Annotated in this window: 20 protein-coding genes; 13 read left to right on the top strand and 7 right to left on the bottom strand. The window is 71.9% G+C overall.

Annotated features, from left to right (window positions below):
• The first annotated feature begins 4 nt into the window (after nt 1–4).
• Together IE185_RS14285 and IE185_RS14280 are read left to right on the top strand one after the other, a co-directional pair.
• Entirely contained in the window at nt 5–1,441 is a 1,437-nt protein-coding gene (locus IE185_RS14285; protein ID WP_138897116.1) for an aldehyde dehydrogenase family protein, read from the top strand.
• Nucleotides 1,434–2,348, top strand: a complete 915-nt coding sequence (locus tag IE185_RS14280; RefSeq protein ID WP_138897115.1) for an aldehyde dehydrogenase family protein — start codon at nt 1,434–1,436, stop codon at nt 2,346–2,348. The genes IE185_RS14285 and IE185_RS14280 overlap by 8 nt, the downstream gene beginning before the upstream one ends.
• A gap of 96 nt (nt 2,349–2,444) precedes the next feature.
• Here the strand turns inward: IE185_RS14280 and IE185_RS14275 are convergent, their stop codons facing one another.
• On the bottom strand, nt 2,445–2,858 hold the full coding sequence (locus IE185_RS14275) for a hypothetical protein (RefSeq protein ID WP_138897114.1): 414 nt from the start codon (nt 2,856–2,858) through the stop codon (nt 2,445–2,447).
• 54 nt (nt 2,859–2,912) lie between these two features.
• On the opposite strand from IE185_RS14275, the gene IE185_RS14270 reads away from it, so the two are divergent.
• The gene (locus tag IE185_RS14270; RefSeq protein WP_138897113.1) at nt 2,913–3,608 is read left to right on the top strand and encodes a uridine kinase family protein; all 696 of its coding nucleotides are present in this window, start codon (nt 2,913–2,915) and stop codon (nt 3,606–3,608) included.
• Nucleotides 3,609–3,765: 157 nt separating this feature from the next.
• On the opposite strand, the gene IE185_RS14265 is transcribed toward IE185_RS14270, so the two are convergent.
• Nucleotides 3,766–4,524, bottom strand: coding sequence for a SigE family RNA polymerase sigma factor (locus IE185_RS14265; RefSeq protein ID WP_189715266.1), 759 nt, complete (start codon nt 4,522–4,524; stop codon nt 3,766–3,768).
• 160 nt (nt 4,525–4,684) lie between these two features.
• Here IE185_RS14265 and afsQ1 point away from each other — a divergent pair, with 160 nt between their 5' ends.
• The 5 genes from afsQ1 to IE185_RS14240 all read left to right on the top strand — a co-directional run bounded on the left by afsQ1 (nt 4,685) and on the right by IE185_RS14240 (nt 8,428).
• Nucleotides 4,685–5,362 carry a two-component system response regulator AfsQ1 gene (afsQ1, locus tag IE185_RS14260; protein WP_176733210.1) on the top strand — a complete coding sequence of 226 codons (678 nt, stop codon included), beginning with the start codon at nt 4,685–4,687 and terminating at the stop codon, nt 5,360–5,362.
• Nucleotides 5,359–6,900: a sensor histidine kinase gene (locus IE185_RS14255; protein ID WP_138898148.1), complete on the top strand. Its 1,542-nt coding sequence runs from the start codon at nt 5,359–5,361 to the stop codon at nt 6,898–6,900. The genes afsQ1 and IE185_RS14255 overlap by 4 nt, the downstream gene beginning before the upstream one ends.
• Nucleotides 6,897–7,502: a hypothetical protein gene (locus tag IE185_RS14250; protein WP_138898149.1), complete on the top strand. Its 606-nt coding sequence runs from the start codon at nt 6,897–6,899 to the stop codon at nt 7,500–7,502. Before IE185_RS14255 ends, IE185_RS14250 begins: the two co-directional genes overlap by 4 nt.
• 84 nt (nt 7,503–7,586) lie before the next feature.
• The gene (locus IE185_RS14245; protein WP_138898150.1) at nt 7,587–8,135 is read left to right on the top strand and encodes a VanZ family protein; all 549 of its coding nucleotides are present in this window, start codon (nt 7,587–7,589) and stop codon (nt 8,133–8,135) included.
• Nucleotides 8,136–8,227: 92 nt separating this feature from the next.
• Nucleotides 8,228–8,428, top strand: a complete 201-nt coding sequence (locus IE185_RS14240) for a PspC domain-containing protein (RefSeq protein WP_138898151.1) — start codon at nt 8,228–8,230, stop codon at nt 8,426–8,428.
• A 94-nt stretch (nt 8,429–8,522) separates the two neighbouring features.
• Here the strand turns inward: IE185_RS14240 and IE185_RS14235 are convergent, their stop codons facing one another.
• Both IE185_RS14235 and IE185_RS14230 read right to left on the bottom strand, forming a co-directional pair.
• Nucleotides 8,523–8,891 (bottom strand): ATP-binding protein, encoded by a 369-nt coding sequence (locus IE185_RS14235; protein ID WP_138898152.1) that lies wholly within the window; start codon nt 8,889–8,891, stop codon nt 8,523–8,525.
• Between the two features lie 132 nt (nt 8,892–9,023).
• Nucleotides 9,024–10,172, bottom strand: coding sequence for an adenosine deaminase (locus IE185_RS14230; RefSeq protein WP_138907495.1), 1,149 nt, complete (start codon nt 10,170–10,172; stop codon nt 9,024–9,026).
• A 102-nt stretch (nt 10,173–10,274) separates the two neighbouring features.
• On the opposite strand from IE185_RS14230, the gene IE185_RS14225 reads away from it, so the two are divergent.
• Nucleotides 10,275–11,042, top strand: coding sequence for an alpha/beta hydrolase (locus tag IE185_RS14225; RefSeq protein ID WP_189715264.1), 768 nt, complete (start codon nt 10,275–10,277; stop codon nt 11,040–11,042).
• Between the two features lie 15 nt (nt 11,043–11,057).
• Here IE185_RS14225 and IE185_RS14220 read toward each other — a convergent pair whose 3' ends face one another.
• Nucleotides 11,058–11,336: a hypothetical protein gene (locus tag IE185_RS14220; protein WP_138897872.1), complete on the bottom strand. Its 279-nt coding sequence runs from the start codon at nt 11,334–11,336 to the stop codon at nt 11,058–11,060.
• A 79-nt stretch (nt 11,337–11,415) separates the two neighbouring features.
• On the opposite strand from IE185_RS14220, the gene IE185_RS14215 reads away from it, so the two are divergent.
• Nucleotides 11,416–12,516, top strand: a complete 1,101-nt coding sequence (locus IE185_RS14215) for a calcium:cation antiporter (protein WP_138897871.1) — start codon at nt 11,416–11,418, stop codon at nt 12,514–12,516.
• A gap of 4 nt (nt 12,517–12,520) precedes the next feature.
• On the opposite strand, the gene IE185_RS14210 is transcribed toward IE185_RS14215, so the two are convergent.
• Complete coding sequence (locus tag IE185_RS14210) at nt 12,521–13,474, bottom strand: LysR family transcriptional regulator (protein WP_138897870.1); 954 nt, start codon at nt 13,472–13,474, stop codon at nt 12,521–12,523.
• A gap of 62 nt (nt 13,475–13,536) precedes the next feature.
• Here IE185_RS14210 and IE185_RS14205 point away from each other — a divergent pair, with 62 nt between their 5' ends.
• The 3 genes from IE185_RS14205 (at nt 13,537) to IE185_RS14195 (ending at nt 16,385) form a co-directional block, all read left to right on the top strand.
• A complete protein-coding gene (locus IE185_RS14205; RefSeq protein WP_138897869.1) occupies nt 13,537–14,835 on the top strand; it encodes an MFS transporter in 1,299 nt (432 codons plus the stop codon).
• Between the two features lie 103 nt (nt 14,836–14,938).
• A complete protein-coding gene (locus IE185_RS14200) occupies nt 14,939–15,925 on the top strand; it encodes a sigma-70 family RNA polymerase sigma factor (RefSeq protein ID WP_138897868.1) in 987 nt (328 codons plus the stop codon).
• A 196-nt stretch (nt 15,926–16,121) separates the two neighbouring features.
• Nucleotides 16,122–16,385 (top strand): chaplin, encoded by a 264-nt coding sequence (locus tag IE185_RS14195; RefSeq protein WP_138897873.1) that lies wholly within the window; start codon nt 16,122–16,124, stop codon nt 16,383–16,385.
• Between the two features lie 80 nt (nt 16,386–16,465).
• Here IE185_RS14195 and IE185_RS14190 read toward each other — a convergent pair whose 3' ends face one another.
• Nucleotides 16,466–17,329, bottom strand: a complete 864-nt coding sequence (locus IE185_RS14190; RefSeq protein WP_189715263.1) for a tyrosinase family protein — start codon at nt 17,327–17,329, stop codon at nt 16,466–16,468.
• Between the last annotated feature and the right edge of the window lie 11 nt (nt 17,330–17,340).

Raw genomic sequence — 17,340 nt, 5'->3', positions numbered from 1 at the left:
CACCATGGCATCCGCATTCGAGTACGCACCCGCTCCCGAGTCCCGCTCGGTCGTCGACATCGCGCCGTCGTACGGCCTGTTCATCGACGGCGAGTTCACCGACGCGGCCGACGGCAAGGTCTTCAAGACCGTCTCGCCGTCCACCGAGGAAGTGCTCTCCGAGGTCGCCCGCGCGGGCGCCGAGGACGTCGACCGCGCCGTGAAGGCGGCCCGCAAGGCGTTCGAGAAGTGGTCGGCGCTGCCGGGCGCCGAGCGCGCCAAGTACCTCTTCCGCATCGCGCGGATCATCCAGGAGCGCTCGCGCGAGCTGGCCGTCCTGGAGACCCTCGACAACGGCAAGCCGATCAAGGAGACCCGCGACGCGGACCTCCCCCTGGTCGCCGCGCACTTCTTCTACTACGCGGGCTGGGCCGACAAGCTCGACCACGCGGGGTACGGCGCCAACCCGCGCCCGCTCGGCGTCGCCGGCCAGGTCATCCCGTGGAACTTCCCGCTCCTCATGCTGGCGTGGAAGATCGCCCCGGCGCTCGCGACGGGCAACACCGTCGTGCTGAAGCCGGCCGAGACGACGCCGCTGTCCGCGCTCTTCTTCGCGGACATCTGCCGCCAGGCGGGCCTGCCCAAGGGCGTCGTCAACATCCTGCCCGGTTACGGGGACGCCGGCGCCGCGCTCGTCGAGCACCCGGACGTGAACAAGGTCGCCTTCACCGGCTCCACGGCCGTCGGCAAGGCGATCGCCCGCCAGGTCGCGGGTACGGACAAGAAGGTCACCCTGGAGCTGGGCGGCAAGGGCGCCAACATCGTCTTCGACGACGCCCCCATCGACCAGGCCGTCGAGGGCATCGTCACCGGCATCTTCTTCAACCAGGGCCAGGTCTGCTGCGCGGGCTCGCGCCTGCTGGTCCAGGAGTCGATCCAGGACGAGCTGCTCGACTCCCTCAAGCGCCGGCTGTCCACGCTGCGCCTGGGTGACCCGCTGGACAAGAACACCGACATCGGCGCGATCAACTCCGCCGAGCAGCTCGCCCGGATCACCGCACTCGCCGAGACCGGAGAGGCGGAGGGCGCCGAGCGCTGGTCCGCGCCGTGCGACCTGCCCTCCTCCGGGTACTGGTTCGCGCCGACGCTCTTCACCGGCGTCACGCAGGCGCACACCGTCGCCCGCGACGAGATCTTCGGCCCGGTGCTCTCGGTGCTGTCGTTCCGTACGCCCGACGAGGCCGTCGCGAAGGCCAACAACAGCCAGTACGGCCTGTCCGCCGGCATCTGGACGGAGAAGGGCTCGCGCATCCTCGCGGTCGCGAACAAGCTGCGCGCGGGCGTCGTCTGGGCCAACACGTTCAACAAGTTCGACCCGACCTCGCCCTTCGGCGGCTACAAGGAGTCGGGCTTCGGCCGCGAAGGCGGCCGTCACGGCCTGGAGGCGTACCTCGATGTCTGACCGCTTGAATGTCCTCAAGACCTACAAGCTGTACGTCGGGGGCAAGTTCCCCCGTTCCGAGAGCGGCCGGGTGTACGAAGTGACCACAGCAACATCAGCCACTGACGCGGCGGGGAAGGGCAAGTGGCTGGCCAACGCCCCCCTCTCGTCCCGCAAGGACGCCCGTGACGCGGTCGTCGCGGCGCGCAAGGCGTTCGGCGGCTGGTCGGGCGCGACGGCGTACAACCGCGGCCAGGTCCTCTACCGCGTCGCCGAGATGCTGGAAGGCCGCAGGAGCCAGTTCGTCCGCGAGGTGGCGCACGCGGAGGGCCTGTCCAAGTCCAAGGCGGCGGAGGTCGTCGAAGCGGCGATCGACCGCTGGGTCTGGTACGCGGGCTGGACCGACAAGATCGCCCAGATCGTGGGCGGCGCGAACCCGGTGGCGGGCCCGTTCTTCAACCTCTCCACTCCGGAGCCCACGGGCGTCGTCACCGTCATCGCCCCCCAGGAGTCGTCCTTCCTGGGCCTTGTCTCGGCGATCGCCCCGGTGATCGCGACGGGCAACACGGCCGTCGTCGTCGCTTCGGAGAAGTCGCCGCTGCCCGCGCTCTCACTCGGCGAGGTCCTGGCCACGTCCGACGTGCCTGGCGGGGTGGTGAACATCCTGTCCGGGCGCACCCGCGAGATCGCGGTCCCGCTCGCCTCGCACCAGGACGTCAACGCGATCGACCTCTCGGGCGCCGACGCCGATCTGGCGCGTGATCTGGAGATCGCCGCCGCGGACAACCTCAAGCGGGTCCTGCGTCCACAGCCTGTGGACGGGGACTGGTCGGCCGACCCCGGCACGCACCGCCTGACGGCGTTCCTGGAGATGAAGACGGTCTGGCACCCGACGGGCACGCTGGGCGCGTCCGGCTCGGCGTACTGACCCGACGACGCCCACACGACAGGGGCCCCGTACCGCTCGCCGGTACGGGGCCCCCGCGCGTTCCGCCGCGCTCGTGCGGGGAGCGCGACGCGCCGGTCAGCCCGGCAGCAGGCCCGTCGTCGGGCCGGCCAGCGGCAGTTCCCTCAGCCCGCCGCCCTGCGTGAGGGGGGCGGTGACCGCCGCCGTGCTCAGCGGCTGGAAGTCGGCCACCTGCGTGCCGAGGCCGTTGTCCAGCGGGTCCACGCCCGTGCCCGCCAGCGGGTTCGGGTGGAAGTCCTTGACCGGGCCGACGCCACCGGCGGTCGCGGCCCCGAGGCCGCCGGTCAGGGCCCGGCCGGTCGCGGCCGGGTCGAAGTTCTCCAGCGGAACGTCGATCCCGGCCTCCTTGGGCACCGGGGCGGCCTGCGCCGCACCTCCGCCCGCGGCGAGAGCCGCACCGGCGGCGGTGACGGCCAGACCGGCGCGCAGAAGAGCGCTCCGCTGGGACCTGCGACCTGAGTGACGTGCCATGGGATTCCCGCCTGAGTGAGTAATCATGAGCCCACGCAGCGTAGTTGAGATGTGATGCTCGATACCAACGGCTTCCCGGTGGGGTCCCCCGACCGGGTCAATGCCGCACAATGGTTCCCCGTGAGTTCATCCCCCATACCGACCCGCGTCGTCCTGCTGACGGGGCCCTCCGGCTCCGGAAAGTCGTCGCTCGCCGCCCGTACGGGGCTGCCCGTGCTGCGCCTCGACGACTTCTACAAAGAGGCCGACGACCCCACGCTCCCGCAGGTGGTGGGAAGCACGGACATCGACTGGGACTCCCCGCTGTCGTGGGACGCGGACGCCGCCGTCGCGGCGATCGAGGAGCTGTGCCGTACGGGCCGTACGACGGTCCCCGTGTACTCCATCGCCACCAGCTCCGTCGTGGACCGGGAGGCGCTCGACATCGAGCGCACGCCGTTGTTCGTGGCGGAGGGGATCTTCGCGGCGGACATCGTGGCGCGCTGCCAGGAACTGGGCGTGCTGGCCGACGCGCTCTGTCTGCACGGACGTCCGTCGACGACGTTCCGCCGCCGGCTGGTGCGGGATCTGCGGGAGGGGCGCAAGTCGGTGCCGTTCCTGCTGCGCAGGGGGTGGCGGCTGATGCGGGCGGAGCGGGCGATCGTGGGCCGCCAGGCCGCCCTCGGGGCGCACCCCTGCGCGAAGGACGAGGCGCTGGGCCGTCTCGCCGCCGCGGCGGCCGGCCGCCACCGCACCCCCGCGCCGCGCTGACCGGAGGCACGTTCCGGGCCCCCGCGCGTCCCGGACGCGCGCACAGCACAGCGCGGCGGGGCCGCACAGGCTCCCCCGCCTGTACGACCCCGCCGCGTTCCCCCCGGTACTCCCGCCGTCTCCCCCGAAACGGCGGCCCCCGTACCCCCCGTACCCCTCAGGCCACCAGCTCGCCGAAGGACTCCTCCTCGTCACGGCCGAAGCTGAGGACCTCGTCCTCGCGCAGCCGGCGCAGTGACCGCCAGATGCTGCTCTTGACCGTGCCGACACTGATGTCGAGGATGTCCGCGATCTCCGGGTCGGTGCGGCCCTCGTAGTACCGCAGGACCAGCATCGTGCGCTGGAGTTCGGGCAGCCGGACGAGCGCCTGCCACAGCACGGCGCGCAGTTCGGTGCCGCGCATCGCGTCCGTGTCGTTCGCCGTCTCCGGCAGTTCCTCGGTCGGGTACTCGTTCAGCTTGCGCCTGCGCCAGGCGCTGATGTGCAGGTTCGTCATGGTGCGGCGCAGATAGCCGCCGACCGCCGCCTTGTCGCTGATCCTGTCCCAGGCGCGGTACGTCGAGAAGAGGGCGCTCTGGAGCAGGTCCTCGGCCTCGTACCGGTCCCCGGTCAGGTGGTAGGCGGTCGCGTACAGGGAGGCGCGGCGCTCCCGGACGTAGGCGGTGAACGCCGCGTCGGCGCTCCCCACCTGCGGCACCGAAGCGCCTTCCCCCGTCGCCTCCCGGTACGCCGCTCCCCCGTTGCCCCCCGCGGAAGCGTCCGGCACCGGGGCCACGTGCAACGGCTGCGTGCGCTGACGGCCGATGCCGCGGGCGCACCCCCGCCCCGCCCCGGAACCGGACTTCTCCGTACTCCTCGTGACGTCGTGGAGCCGCGTGACAACTGCGCTGGAGGTGGTGCTGTGCAGTGCGTTCATCTCGCGCCCCCCGTCAATGGAGTCCGGTGCTGTCCGTGTGACCAACAGCTTGCCGGGGCAGTTTCATCGGGGTGTCCGCCGACTGTCACAGCCGTGTCACAGCGAAGGGGCGCGGTCCAACTGTCGAACCCGCCCTCCCCCATGGGCCAGAATGACCTCTGTGCCTTTCCTGCTGCTGATCGAGGACGACGACGCCATCCGCACGGCCCTCGAACTCTCCCTGTCACGCCAGGGCCACCGAGTGGCCACCGCGGCGACGGGAGAGGACGGCCTCAAACTGCTGCGTGAGCAGCGGCCCGACCTGATCGTGCTGGACGTGATGCTGCCCGGCATCGACGGATTCGAGGTGTGCCGGCGCATCAGGCGCACGGACCAGCTGCCGATCATCCTGCTGACCGCGCGCAGCGACGACATCGACGTGGTGGTCGGCCTGGAATCCGGAGCCGACGACTACGTTGTCAAGCCGGTGCAGGGGCGGGTCCTCGACGCCCGTATCCGCGCGGTGCTGCGGCGGGGTGAGCGGGAGGCCAACGACGCCGCCGTGTTCGGCAACGTGACCATCGACCGGTCCGCGATGACGGTGACCAAGAACGGCGAGGACCTCCAGCTCACGCCGACCGAGCTGCGGCTGCTCCTGGAGCTGAGCCGTCGCCCCGGGCAGGCCCTGTCCCGGCAGCAGTTGCTGCGGCTGGTGTGGGAGCACGACTACCTCGGCGACTCGCGCCTGGTCGACGCGTGCGTGCAGCGGCTGCGGGCCAAGGTCGAGGACGTGCCGTCGTCGCCGACTCTCATCCGTACGGTCCGCGGTGTCGGCTACCGGCTGGACTCGCCTTCGTGAGCGCTGCCCGGGAGAAGTCCCCGCAGGCGGGGCCGCGCTGGACCAGCCTGCGACTGCGGCTCGTCGTCGTGTTCGCGCTGGTGGCGCTGACCGCCGCCGTCTCGGCGTCGGGCATCGCGTACTGGCTCAACCGCGAGGCGGTGCTGACCCGCACCCAGGACGCGGCGCTCAACAGCTTCCGCCAGGAGATGCAGAACCGCGCGGCCACGCTGCCGCCGCGGCCGACGCAGGCCGAACTGCAGGCCGCCGCGACGCAGATGGCGGCCGGCGGGAACCCCGGCTACAGCGTGCTGCTGGTGGACGAGCGCGAGCCGGGCAAGCCGATAGCCGCCACCTCGGACGTCGACACCCTGACGCTCGAGGACGTACCGCGGGAGCTTCAGGGCGCGGTGAACCGGCGGCAGAAGGTCACCGAGGCCAACGAGTTCCCGTACCACCTCTACTGGGTGCGGATCAGTCCGAGGGACAAGCCGTCCCTGGTGGCGGGCACGAAGGTGATCGGCGGCGGGCCGACCGGCTACATGCTGACCTCGCTGGAGCAGGAGCGCGACGACCTCAACTCGCTCGCCTGGTCCCTGGCGATCGCGACCGCGCTGGCCCTGCTGGGCTCCGCGCTGCTCGCGCAGGCGGCCGCGACGACCGTGCTCAAGCCCGTGCAGCGGCTCGGGGACGCGGCGCGGCGGCTCGGTGAGGGCAAGCTGGACACCCGGCTGCGGGTGTCGGGGACGGACGAACTGGCCGAGCTGTCAAGGACGTTCAACCGGACCGCCGAGTCGCTGGAGAAGAAGGTCGCGGACATGAGCGCTCGGGAGGAGTCCAGCCGCCGCTTCGTCGCCGACATGTCGCACGAGCTGCGGACCCCGCTGACCGCGATCACGGCGGTGGCGGAGGTCCTGGAGGACGAGGCGGACAACCTCGATCCGATGATCGCGCCCGCCGTGCACCTGGTGGTGAGCGAGACGCGGCGGCTGAACGACCTGGTCGAGAACCTGATGGAGGTGACCCGCTTCGACGCGGGCACGGCCCGGCTCGTCCTCGACGACGTCGACGTGGCCGACCAGGTGACCGCCTGCATCGACGCCCGCGCGTGGCTCGACGCGGTCGATCTCGACGCCGAGCGCGGCATCATGGCGCGCCTCGACCCGCGCCGGCTCGACGTGATCCTGGCGAACCTGATCGGCAACGCGCTCAAGCACGGCGGTTCCCCGGTGCGCGTGTCGGTGCGGCCCGTCGACCACGAACTGCTCATCGAGGTACGGGACCACGGCCCGGGCATCCCGGAGGCCGTACTGCCGCACGTCTTCGACCGCTTCTACAAGGCGAGCGCGTCGCGCCCGCGCTCCGAGGGCAGCGGCCTCGGCCTGTCCATCGCCATGGAGAACGCGCACATCCACGGCGGGGACATCACCGCGTCCAACTCGCCGGAGGGCGGCGCGGTGTTCGTCCTGCGGCTGCCGCTCGACGTGTCGCGCGCGGCGGACGGGGACGACGAAGGGGACGGCGGCGTGCGGGACGCGCAGGAGGGCGGGGACAAGTGAAGCGCAGGCTGACCCGGCTCACGGCCCTCGCCGCGCTCTGTGCCGCGCTCGCCGGGTGCGGGATCCGGACGACGTCGGTGCCGGTCGACGCGGGCGCGGCGCCGTCCCGGGTGCCGTGCGAGCTGTCGGCCCAGGAACCGGCCGGCGAGGCGGCGTCCGGCGTACCGCTCCAGGTGTACCTGGTGTGCGGGGCCCAGCTCGTCTCGGTCGACCGTACGGTGCGGATCCCCGAGGAGCGGCTGTCCGACCGGGTGCGGGTCGCGCAGACGCTCCTCGACGAGCTCAAGAAGGCGCCGTCGGACGAGGAGCGGCAGGCGGGCTTCAGTACGGACGTACGGGAGTCACTGACCGTGGCCGGGGCGCGCAAGGGCGATCCCCGGGACGCACTGCGGCTGAGCAGCCAGCCGGAGGACCTTCCCACGCACGCGCTGGCGCAGATCGTCTGCACGTACGCGGACAGCGCGGCGGCCGGACCCGACCGGTCGGTGACACTCGGCGGACCGTCCGACGACCCGGTACGCGGCTACCAGTGCACGGCGGCGCTCAAGGCCCGCCCCGAGTCGGTGCTGCCGACGCTGGGCGAGATCCGCCCCACGCGCTGATCGTTTCCGGGCGCGGGAGCCGGGCTTGTCACACTGTCGTTCCCGGGCGGAACCGATCCTGCCGGTACCCGCGTCTTGGGGGGCGTGCGTCATGGCTCGGACGGCAGCGCCGTCATCAACCGCTTCCGCGCGGCGGGAGGCTTACTCCTCGTCGCGCACCTGCTGCTCGTCGCGTCGCTGACGCTGCGTCCCCTGGACGTCCCGTGGGTGACGTCTGCGAACTTCCAGCCGCTGGCCGGCATCGAGGCGGACCTGGCGCTCGGCCCCGCCCAGGCGGCGCGACGCATCTGCGAGGGGCTTCTGCTGCTGGCGCCGCTGGGCGTACTGCTGCCGATGGCGGGGGGCCGGCTGCACGTGTCGCCGGTGGCCTCACTGGCGCGTACGGCCCTCGCGGGCGCCCTGTTCTCGCTGGGGATCGAGCTGCTCCAGACCGGGGTGCCCGGCCGGGTCGTCGACGTGGACTCGCTGCTGCTGAACACGGCCGGGGTGGCGCTGACGCACCTCGCGGTCGTACCGATGGGGCGTGCGCGGCTGCGCCGCAGGCAACCGCCGGGGCGCGGTGAGGTCCTGCGGCGGGACGAGGTGTCTCAGGGGGCCACCCCGACAATTCCCAGGGTCGGGATCGCCCCGTAGAGCGACGCTTTGGACGGTTCTCGGCGAGCAGTATGGAGGCATCGGGAGGCACACCGGACGTGACCCCCGGACCAGCTCGCGAGGAGCCCGCCATGACCGCCCTTGTCCGACCCCGTAACGGCCGAATGATCGGCGGAGTGTGCGCCGCGCTGGCACAGCGCTTCGGCACCTCGGCCACCACGATGCGAGTGATCTTCGCGGTCTCGTGTCTGCTTCCCGGGCCGCAGATCCTGCTGTACCTGGCGCTGTGGGTGTTCCTGCCCGGCGAGAAGACGGCGAAGACCGCCTGGTGATGCCGGGCGGTCGGGGTACACCGCGCACCGAGGGGCGCGCACCGGAACCGATGTTCCCGTGCGCGCCCCTCACGCGTGTGTGCCGTACGGTCCGTCAGCCGCCGATGCCGGGCAGCGCGCCGGCGGGCAGACCGCCGAGCAGGCCCTTCAGCGGGTCGGCGCTGCGGGCGCCCTTGCCGTCGGACGGCTGCGCCTTGGCCAGGGCGTCGGACGTGGTGGCGGGCAGGGTGGAGGCGCTGCCGGTGAGGGCGCTCACGCCGCCGGTCAGGGCCTCGGGGGCGCCTCCGGGGAGCTTGCCGACGACGTCCTGCACGGGCAGCGTCGTGGTGGCGGAGCTCAGCGTGCCCGTCAGGTCGGGCACGGCCGGGGCGGCCGGAGCCGCGGAGGCGCTGCCGGCGGCGGCAGCGACGAAAGCGGCACCGAGAGCGGCGGCACCGAGAGTCTTGGCAGCAGACTGCTTCATGGAGAAAACGTCCTCGCAAACGGGGAATGGGGAGCGGCTCTGCAAGCTAGCCACGCCCGGACTCCGCCGCAAACACGCGAAGGCGGCCCGGAATTGACGTTCCGGGCCGCCTACGGTGTACTGCGCTCGACCTCAGCCGGCGGAAGAACCGCTGGTCGCAGCGGTCTGACGGAACAGCCATTCGGATTTCAGCTCGGCGTAACCGGGCTTGATCACGTCATTGATCATGGCAAGGCGTTCGTCGAAAGGAATGAATGCTGATTTCATCGCATTGACTGTGAACCACTGCATGTCGTCGAGCGTGTAACCGAATGCCTCGACCAGGTGCTCGAACTCGCGGCTCATGCTGGTGCCGCTCATCAGCCGGTTGTCGGTGTTGACCGTGGTACGGAAGTGCAGCTTGCGCAGCAGTCCGATGGGGTGTGCGGCGTACGAGTCGGCCGCGCCCGTCTGGAGGTTGGACGTCGGGCACATCTCCAGCGGGATGCGCTTGTCGCGCACGTACGCGGCGAGGCGGCCCAGCGTGACGCTGCCGTCTTCCGCGACCTCGATGTCGTCGATGATGCGCACGCCGTGACCGAGCCGGTCGGCGCCGCACCACTGGAGTGCCTGCCAGATGGAGGGGAGCCCGAAGGCCTCGCCGGCGTGGATCGTGAAGTGGTTGTTCTCGCGCTTGAGGTACTCGAAGGCGTCGAGGTGGCGGGTGGGCGGGAAGCCCGCCTCGGCGCCGGCGATGTCGAAGCCGACGACGCCGTTGCCGCGGTAGCGGTTGGCGAGCTCGGCGATCTCCAGGGCGCGGGCGGCGTGGCGCATCGCGGTCAGCAGGGCGCCGACGCGGATGCGGTGGCCGTTCGCCTTCGCGCGGCGCTCACCCTCGCGGAAGCCGTCGGTGACGGCCTCGACGACCTCTTCGAGGGTCAGGCCCTTTTCGAGGTGCTGCTCGGGGGCGTACCGGATCTCGGCGTAGACGACGCCGTCCTCGGCGAGGTCCTCGGCGCACTCGGCGGCGACGCGGAACAGCGCGTCACGCGTCTGCATGACGGCACAGGTGTGCGCGAAGGTCTCCAGGTAGCGCTCCAGCGAGCCGGAGTCGGCGGCCTCGCGGAACCAGATGCCGAGCTTGTCGGCGTCGGTCTCGGGGAGTGACTCGTAACCCGCCTCGCGGGCGAGATCGATGATCGTGCCGGGCCGCAGACCACCGTCGAGGTGGTCGTGGAGCAGCACCTTCGGGGCGCGGCGGATCTGGTCCGCGGTGGGCGTGTTGGGGGTCTCGCTCGTCATCTGCGCACTCTAGCGCCTACGCGCGTAGATCGCCTCTGTCGATACGTAACAGTGACCGTGCGGACGGGTGGAGTACACCTGGGCTTCTGAGACTGTTCTGTCATGGCACAGCAAGCAATCCCGGTTTCCACAGCCCGGTTGGGGCGGGCGGTCGGAGCGGCCGGGGGCGGGGCCCCCACGGTCTGCGGCGTGGTCCTGCTGCTTCCCGCGGGCGAGCCCCTGTCGGCACGCGGACCGTCCCCGCTGGCGCACGCCGGCGTACGGCCGCTGGCACGGACCCTGGCGGCGGCGGGGCGGGACGAGGGACTCGTCGCCCACGTCGTGCGCTACCGCGGGCGCGGCTGGAACGGGTCGGACGCGCGGCTCGCGGCGGACGCGGCGTGGGCGGCGGACGAGGTCGTACGGCGCTACGGCGACGTACCGGTGTGCCTGGCCGGGATCGACATGGGCGGGCGGGCGGCGCTGCACGCGGCGGACCACCCGGCCGTCAACTCGGTGCTCGCCCTCGCGCCGTGGCTGCCGGACGACGACGTCGCGGCGGCGGCGGAGCCGGTGCGGCAGCTGGCCGGGCGCCATGTCCTGATCGTGCACGGCACGAACGACGAGCGCACCGACCCGGAGCTGTCCTACCGGCTGGCGGAGCGGGCGAAGAAGGTCAACCGCGACACGTGCCGCTTCGAGGTGCACTCCGACGGCCACTCCCTGCGGCAGCACCGGCCCGAGGTGCTGGCGCTCGCGGCCGACTTCGTGCTGGGGGCGCTCTTCGGGCGCGGGTACGCCCGTCCGGTGGCCGACGCGTTCGCGGCGCCGCCGCCGCTGGGCCTGCGGATGCCCCTGGCCTCCGGGTTCGGCCACGCGCTGCGCCGCTAGCCGCCGCGCGTCACGTCACGCCGACGGCGGGGCGGCCTCGGCGATCCAGCCGTAGGGGAGTTCGGCGCCGTCGAGCGTGATCGCCTCCACCGCCCCGCTGCGGGGATCGATGTCGGCCGCCACGCCGTCGCCCTCGTACCGGGGGTACCCGGACGCCCCCGTCTCCCCGGTCGCCTCCACGACCGCCGTCCGCAGCGTGGAACCGTGGTCGGGGTGCCCGGCGGCATCGGCCGCCCGGGGCTTGATCTGCACCGTGTAGCGGGCGGGCGGCGGAGGCGTGCTGGGCGTAGGCATGGCTTCGACGCTAGCGCCGTCAGCGCCCTACACGCCGTACGACGCGCGCCCCGACCGCCCCTCTGTCAGGGTCGAAGGCATGATCCGTCTGGTCCGCGCCCCCGCCGCGCACTGGTCGACCACCGTGCCCGTGCTGGCCGTCGTACTGCTGGTCCTCGCCTGGGGACGTGACCTGCCGGGTCCGGTGGTCACGCTGCTGGCCTGCTTCCTGGCCGGCGCCGTGCTCGCCGCGGTGCATCACGCGGAGGTGGTCGCCCACCGGGTGGGCGAGCCGTTCGGCTCGCTCGTCCTCGCCGTGGCCGTCACGATCATCGAAGTCGCTCTGATCGTGACGCTCATGGCCGACTCCGGCGACAAGAACAGCTCCCTGGCCAGGGACACCGTCTTCGCCGCCGTGATGATCACCTGCAACGGCATCGTCGGGCTCTCCCTCCTCGTCGGCTCGCTGAAGCGGAAGGTGGCGGTCTTCAACGCCGAGGGCACCGGCGCGGCGTTCGCGACCGTCGCGACGCTGGCGGGCCTGAGCCTGGCCCTGCCGACGTTCACCACCAGCGCCGCCGGCCCCGAGTTCAGTCCCGCCCAGCTCGTCTTCGCGGCGTTCGCGGCCGTGGTGCTTTACGGGCTGTTCGTGATGACCCAGACCTGGCGGCACCGGGACTACTTCCTGCCCATGACCACCCAGGGCAGGGTGATCGACGTCGAGGAGCACGCCGACCCGCCGACGCAGCGGGTCGCGCTCGTCAGTCTCGGGCTGCTCGCGGTGTCCCTGGTCGCGGTCGTCGGGCTGGCGAAGGGCGTGTCCCCGACGATCGAGTCGGGGGTGGAGGCGGCCGGGCTGCCCGCGTCGGTGGTGGGTGTCGTGATCGCGCTGCTCGTGCTGCTGCCGGAGTCGATCGCCGCCGTACGGGCCGCCCGCCGCGACCGGGTGCAGACCAGCCTTAACCTGGCGCTCGGCTCGGCCATGGCCAGCATCGGTCTGACCATTCCGGCGGTCGCACTCGCCTCCGTGTGGATGGAGGGGCCGCTGCTGCTGGGGCTCGGCGCCTCGCACATGGTGCTGCTCGCGCTCACGGTGGCCGTCGGGACGCTGACCATCGTGCCGGGACGCGCGACGCCCCTGCAGGGCGGCGTGCACCTGGCCCTGCTGGCGGCGTACCTGGTGCTCGCCGTCAGCCCGTGACGCCTCACTCCGGCAGGAGGTGGCCCCTGCGCGAGAGCAGGAAGCGCTTGAAGGCCGCCACCGGCGGTGTGTCCGGGTGGCCGTCCAGCCAGGCGAGTCCGATCTCGCGTACGGCGCGGGGGGCCGTCACCGTCAGCTCCCGTACGCCCGGCCGGGCCACCGCCGGCGGCGGCAGCAGGGCGACACCGAGACCGGCCGCCACCAGGCCGCGCAGCGTCTCCGCCTCCTCGCCCTCGAACGCGACGCGCGGCTTGAAGCCAGCCTCGGCGCACAGGTCGTCGGTGATGCGCCGCAGCCCGTAACCGGGTTCCAGGGTCACGAACGCCTCGTCGGCCGCCTCCGCGAGCCTGACCCGCTTGCGCGTGGCCAGGCGGTGGTCGTCGGGGACGACCAGGCGCAGCCGCTGCTCGTCGAGGCGGCGGGCGACCAGGTCGGGGGCGTCGGGGACCGGTGAGGTCAGGCAGAGGTCGAGGTCGCCGGCGCGCAGCCGCTCGATCATGGCCTCGCCGTAGTTCTGGACGAGCTGGAAACGCACCCGCGGATGGTCGACGCGGAAGGCACGGAGCAGACCGGGCACCGTCTCGGACCCCATCGTGTGCAGGAAGCCGAAGGCGACCTTGCCGGTCGCGGGGTCGGCGTCGGCCCGTACCGAGTCCGCCGCCCTCTCCACCTCGGCCAGCGCGCGGTCGACGGTGGTGAGGAAGGTGCGGCCGGCCGGGGTGAGGGCGACGGTGCGCCCCCTGCGGGCGAAGAGGGCGACGCCCAGGTCCTCCTCCAGCCTGACCATGGCGCGGGAGAGCGTCGACTGCGGGACGCCCAACTCGTGCGCGGCCCGGGTGACGTGCTCGTGGCGGGCGACCGCCGCGAAGTGCGCGAGACGCGGAGCGAGTACCTGCTGAATGTCTTCTTCGTAACTGCTCGGTGACAGCCGGGGCCGTGAGCTGTGGTTATGCGCCATGGGATTGATTATCTCGGCTTTGTGCATTGGACGCATGAAACGGCTGTGGCTACGTTCGATGTATGCCTTCTGCCAGTACCAAGGCGTCCACCACCCTTGTGGACGCCGACGCCTCCGTTGTCGACACCGACTCCCGTCTCGCCCCCTCCTCGCCCGGCTACCGCCGCATGAGTTTCGCGCTCTTCGCCGCCGGGGTGGCGACCTTCGCCCTCCTCTACTCCACGCAGGCGCTGCTGCCGCTGATCTCCGCCGACCTCGGCGCGAGCGCGAGCGCCGCCAGCTGGACCGTCTCGGCCGCCACCGGCGCGCTGGCCCTGTTCGTCCTGCCGATGAGCGCCCTCTCGGAGCGTTTCGGGCGCAGCCGGATGATGACGGTCTCGCTCACGGTCGCCGTCGCGGTCGGCCTGCTGGTTCCGTTCGCCCCCTCGCTGGAGTGGCTGGTGGCGCTGCGCGCGGTGCAGGGCGCCGCGCTGGCCGGCGTGCCGGCCTCCGCGATGGCCTTCCTCGCGGAAGAGGTACGGCCGAAGGCACTGGTCGCGGCGATCGGCCTGTTCGTCGCGGGCAACTCCATCGGTGGGATGAGCGGCCGGATCGTCACCGGCTGGGCGGCCCAGCTGTGGGACTGGCGGGCGGCGCTCGCCGCCGTCGGCCTGATGTCCGTGGTGTGCGTGGTGGTGTTCCGGCTGATGCTGCCGAGGGCCCGCCACTTCACGCCCGGCTCGCTGAACCCGAGGGCGCTGGCGAAGACGGTCCGCGGTCACCTGGCCGATCCGCTGCTGCTGCGGCTGTACGCGATCGGCGCGCTGTTCATGACCGTCTTCGGCGCCGTCTACACGGTGATCGGCTACCGGCTCGTCGAGGCTCCCTTCAGCCTCCCGCAGGGCGTCGTCGGCTCGGTCTTCCTGGTCTACCTCGTCGGTACGGTCTCGTCCGCCGCGGCCGGCAGGCTGGTCGCCCGCATGGGCCGCCGGGGCGCGCTGTACCTCGCCGTGTCGACCACGGCGGCCGGTCTGCTGCTCTCGGTGGCCGACTCGCTCGCCGCGGTGCTGGCCGGTCTGGTGCTGATCACCGCCGGGTTCTTCGCGGGGCACGCGGTGGCGTCGTCGTCGGTCAGCCGTACGGCGAAGACGGGCCGGGCGCAGGCGTCCGCGCTCTACCAGTCGGCGTACTACCTGGGCAGCAGCGTCGGCGGCACGCTCGGCGCGGTGGCGTTCCACGCCGGTGGCTGGGCGGGGACGGTGCTCCTCGGGCTGGTCGCGGTGCTGGGGGTCGTGTCGATCACGCTGTACGGGACCCGGGTGGCCCGGGTCGAGCGGCGCCAGCTCGTGGCGCTGCGGACCAGGAGCGCCGTACGGGCGTAAGTCGCTCCCATGGTGCGGGTTTTCGCAGCTGCGTCATGATTGTCAGTGGGGTCCGGTAACTTCCCAAGAGCTGGTGCCAAAGGTGGCGAGTTGGGGTGGACCGATGAGTGATGTCGTGGCGACGCAGGACCTGGATTCCCGGCTGGAGCAGCACCGGACGGAGCTGACCGGGTACTGCTACCGGATGCTGGGTTCCGCCTTCGAGGCGGACGACGCCGTGCAGGACACGATGGTCCGGGCCTGGCGGAACTTCGACAAGTTCGAGGGGCGGTCGTCGCTGCGCTCGTGGCTGTACCGCATCGCCACCAACGTCTGCCTGGACATGCTCAACGCGGGCAACCGCAGGGCCCGCCCGATGGACCTCACGGCCGCGACGCCGGTCGCGCAGGCCGCGCTCAACTCGCGCCCCGAGATCACCTGGCTGGAGCCGGTGCCGGACGGGCGGGTGCTGCCCTCGGCGGCCGGCCCGGCGGAGACCGCCGTCTCCCGCGAGAGCGTGCGCCTGGCCTTCGTCGCCGCGCTCCAGCACCTGCCGCCGAAGCAGCGGGCGGTGCTGATCCTGCGCGAGGTGCTGGCCTGGAAGGCGAGCGAGGTCGCGGAGCTGCTGGAGACCACGGTCGCGTCGGTGAACAGCGCGCTCCAGCGGGCCCGCGCCACCATCGCCGAGCACGGCGCGCGGGAGACGGACACCGCCGATCCGCTGGACGAGGAACAGCGCAAGCTGCTGGAGCGGTACGTCGCGGCCTTCGAGGGGTACGACATGGCCGCCCTGACCGCGCTGCTCCACGAGGACGCCACGCTGTCCATGCCGCCGTACGACCTGTGGCTCCGGGGTCACGACGACATCGTCGGCTGGATGCTGGGCGTCGGGGAGGTCTGCCGGGGGTCGAAGCTGGTCCCGGTGGTGGCCAACGGCACGCCCGCCTTCGCCCACTACCACCCGAGCCGGTCGGGCGACGGCGGCTTCGAGCCGTGGGCGCTCATGGTCATCGAGATCGTGGACGGGAAGGTCAGTGGCATCACGTCCTTCCTGGACACGAAGCGCTGGTTCCCGCTCTTCGACCTGCCCGAGCGGCTCGAAAAGGAGTAGGAGCCGTCCGGAGCCCCGCGTTCCTGCGACGAGATGCCTTTCCGCCTGCCGTTCGGGCGGATACCGGAAGCGCGCCGCTCACCGGCGAAACGGCGGACTTTTCTTCTGATCCGTTACTGCCCTCCCCTTGTCGCGTTGAAGGAGCGTGAAGGCCGCAAGCCCTGCGGTCGACCTCTTCCTCTCGCAAGGAGACCTGATGTCGCATATCGCGAAGGCAGCTGCCGTCCTCGCCGGCGCCGGTGCCATGCTGGCCGGCGGTGCCGGACTGGCCACCGCCGATGCCGGAGCGCATGGTGAGACCGTCAAGAACCCCGGCGCCATCTCGGGCAACGCGGTCCAGGTGCCGATCCACATCCCGATCAACCTCTGCGGCAACACCGTGAACGTGATCGGCCTGCTCAACCCGGCCTTCGGCAACGTGTGCGCGAACATCTCCGAGCACGGCGCCTACGGCCACTGACTTCCCCGCCCCACGCCACCGCGGCCTCCCCTTCACGTACGGGGAGGCCGCAGTCGTTCTGTCCGCCGGGACTTCGGGGGCTACGCGTAGCGGTAGACCCGGCTGTGGTCGAGCACCTGCGCGGGCGTCACGTTCCACGGCGGCATCGGCTCATGGAGGCTGAAGACCCGCCCGTGCTGCGGGTCGGACGCGGGCAGCTTGCGGCGCGGCAGGTACCCGGAGCGCGGGTGCGCCTTCTTCCAGCGGTCCCACAGCAGGTCCATGAAGGCGTGGTGGAGCCAGAACACCGGGTCGTTGGGCGACGTGGCGCCCAGCATGACCCCGCCGACCCAGCGGTGGACCCGGTTGTGGTGGAACGTCCTGACCGTTCCGCCCCGCCCCCACCCCTCCATCGTGTTGCGGAAGCCCTTCGCGACGGTGGAGTTCCACGGCGCGGCGTCGTACAGCGGATCGCTCAGCGCCTTGGCCACCTCCCGCCGGGTGGGCAGCGAGACCGGGTCGGACGGCCGGCCGAGGTTGCGGGTGAGGAAGGAGCCGTCACCGACGCGCGCGCGGATGTTCCAGTTCCCGTTGGCGTGGGCGAACGGCCCCGTCATCACCTTGCCGTCGCCGGCCCGGCCGGTGCCCCCGAGGAAGTCCTCGGCCCACAGCGACGAGGCGGGACTGTTGTCCTTCGTCCAGTCCCAGTACGGAACCGTCACCCCCGGATCGACGGCCCGCAGGGCGCGCTCGAACTCCAGGACGAAACGGCGGTGCCAGGGGAAGAAGGACGGCGTCATGTGACTGGCGCGCGGCCCCTCTTCGTCGTCGGTGACGTAGTACTGACCGTGCAGGGTCACGAACTCGTCGTAGCGCCCCGAGCGCTTGAGCTCCAGGATCGCGCTGACGAACCGCTTCTTCTCCGTACGGGTGAGGTCTCGCTGGTTCTTTCGGGTGTAGACCACGGTTGGCCCTC

The sequence above is a fragment of the Streptomyces chryseus genome, assembly GCF_014650755.1.
GTDB lineage: Bacteria > Actinomycetota > Actinomycetes > Streptomycetales > Streptomycetaceae > Streptomyces > Streptomyces chryseus.
Note: the sequence above shows the minus strand (reverse complement) of the source record. Positions and strands in the feature narration are given on the sequence as shown.

Excerpts from the sequence above, each read along its gene's own strand:
- IE185_RS14205 (WP_138897869.1), top strand. The coding sequence starts at position 13,537 with ATGCCTTCTGCCAGTACCAAGGCGTCCACCACCCTTGTGGACGCCGAC.
- IE185_RS14235 (WP_138898152.1), bottom strand. The coding sequence starts at position 8,891 with ATGAAGCAGTCTGCTGCCAAGACTCTCGGTGCCGCCGCTCTCGGTGCC.
- IE185_RS14280 (WP_138897115.1), top strand. The coding sequence starts at position 1,434 with ATGTCTGACCGCTTGAATGTCCTCAAGACCTACAAGCTGTACGTCGGG.
- IE185_RS14225 (WP_189715264.1), top strand. The coding sequence starts at position 10,275 with ATGGCACAGCAAGCAATCCCGGTTTCCACAGCCCGGTTGGGGCGGGCG.
- IE185_RS14240 (WP_138898151.1), top strand. The coding sequence starts at position 8,228 with ATGACCGCCCTTGTCCGACCCCGTAACGGCCGAATGATCGGCGGAGTG.
- IE185_RS14220 (WP_138897872.1), bottom strand. The coding sequence starts at position 11,336 with ATGCCTACGCCCAGCACGCCTCCGCCGCCCGCCCGCTACACGGTGCAG.
- IE185_RS14265 (WP_189715266.1), bottom strand. The coding sequence starts at position 4,524 with ATGAACGCACTGCACAGCACCACCTCCAGCGCAGTTGTCACGCGGCTC.
- IE185_RS14215 (WP_138897871.1), top strand. The coding sequence starts at position 11,416 with ATGATCCGTCTGGTCCGCGCCCCCGCCGCGCACTGGTCGACCACCGTG.
- IE185_RS14275 (WP_138897114.1), bottom strand. The coding sequence starts at position 2,858 with ATGGCACGTCACTCAGGTCGCAGGTCCCAGCGGAGCGCTCTTCTGCGC.
- IE185_RS14230 (WP_138907495.1), bottom strand. The coding sequence starts at position 10,172 with ATGACGAGCGAGACCCCCAACACGCCCACCGCGGACCAGATCCGCCGC.
- IE185_RS14210 (WP_138897870.1), bottom strand. The coding sequence starts at position 13,474 with ATGGCGCATAACCACAGCTCACGGCCCCGGCTGTCACCGAGCAGTTAC.
- IE185_RS14195 (WP_138897873.1), top strand. The coding sequence starts at position 16,122 with ATGTCGCATATCGCGAAGGCAGCTGCCGTCCTCGCCGGCGCCGGTGCC.
- IE185_RS14285 (WP_138897116.1), top strand. The coding sequence starts at position 5 with ATGGCATCCGCATTCGAGTACGCACCCGCTCCCGAGTCCCGCTCGGTC.
- IE185_RS14200 (WP_138897868.1), top strand. The coding sequence starts at position 14,939 with ATGAGTGATGTCGTGGCGACGCAGGACCTGGATTCCCGGCTGGAGCAG.
- IE185_RS14270 (WP_138897113.1), top strand. The coding sequence starts at position 2,913 with ATGCTCGATACCAACGGCTTCCCGGTGGGGTCCCCCGACCGGGTCAAT.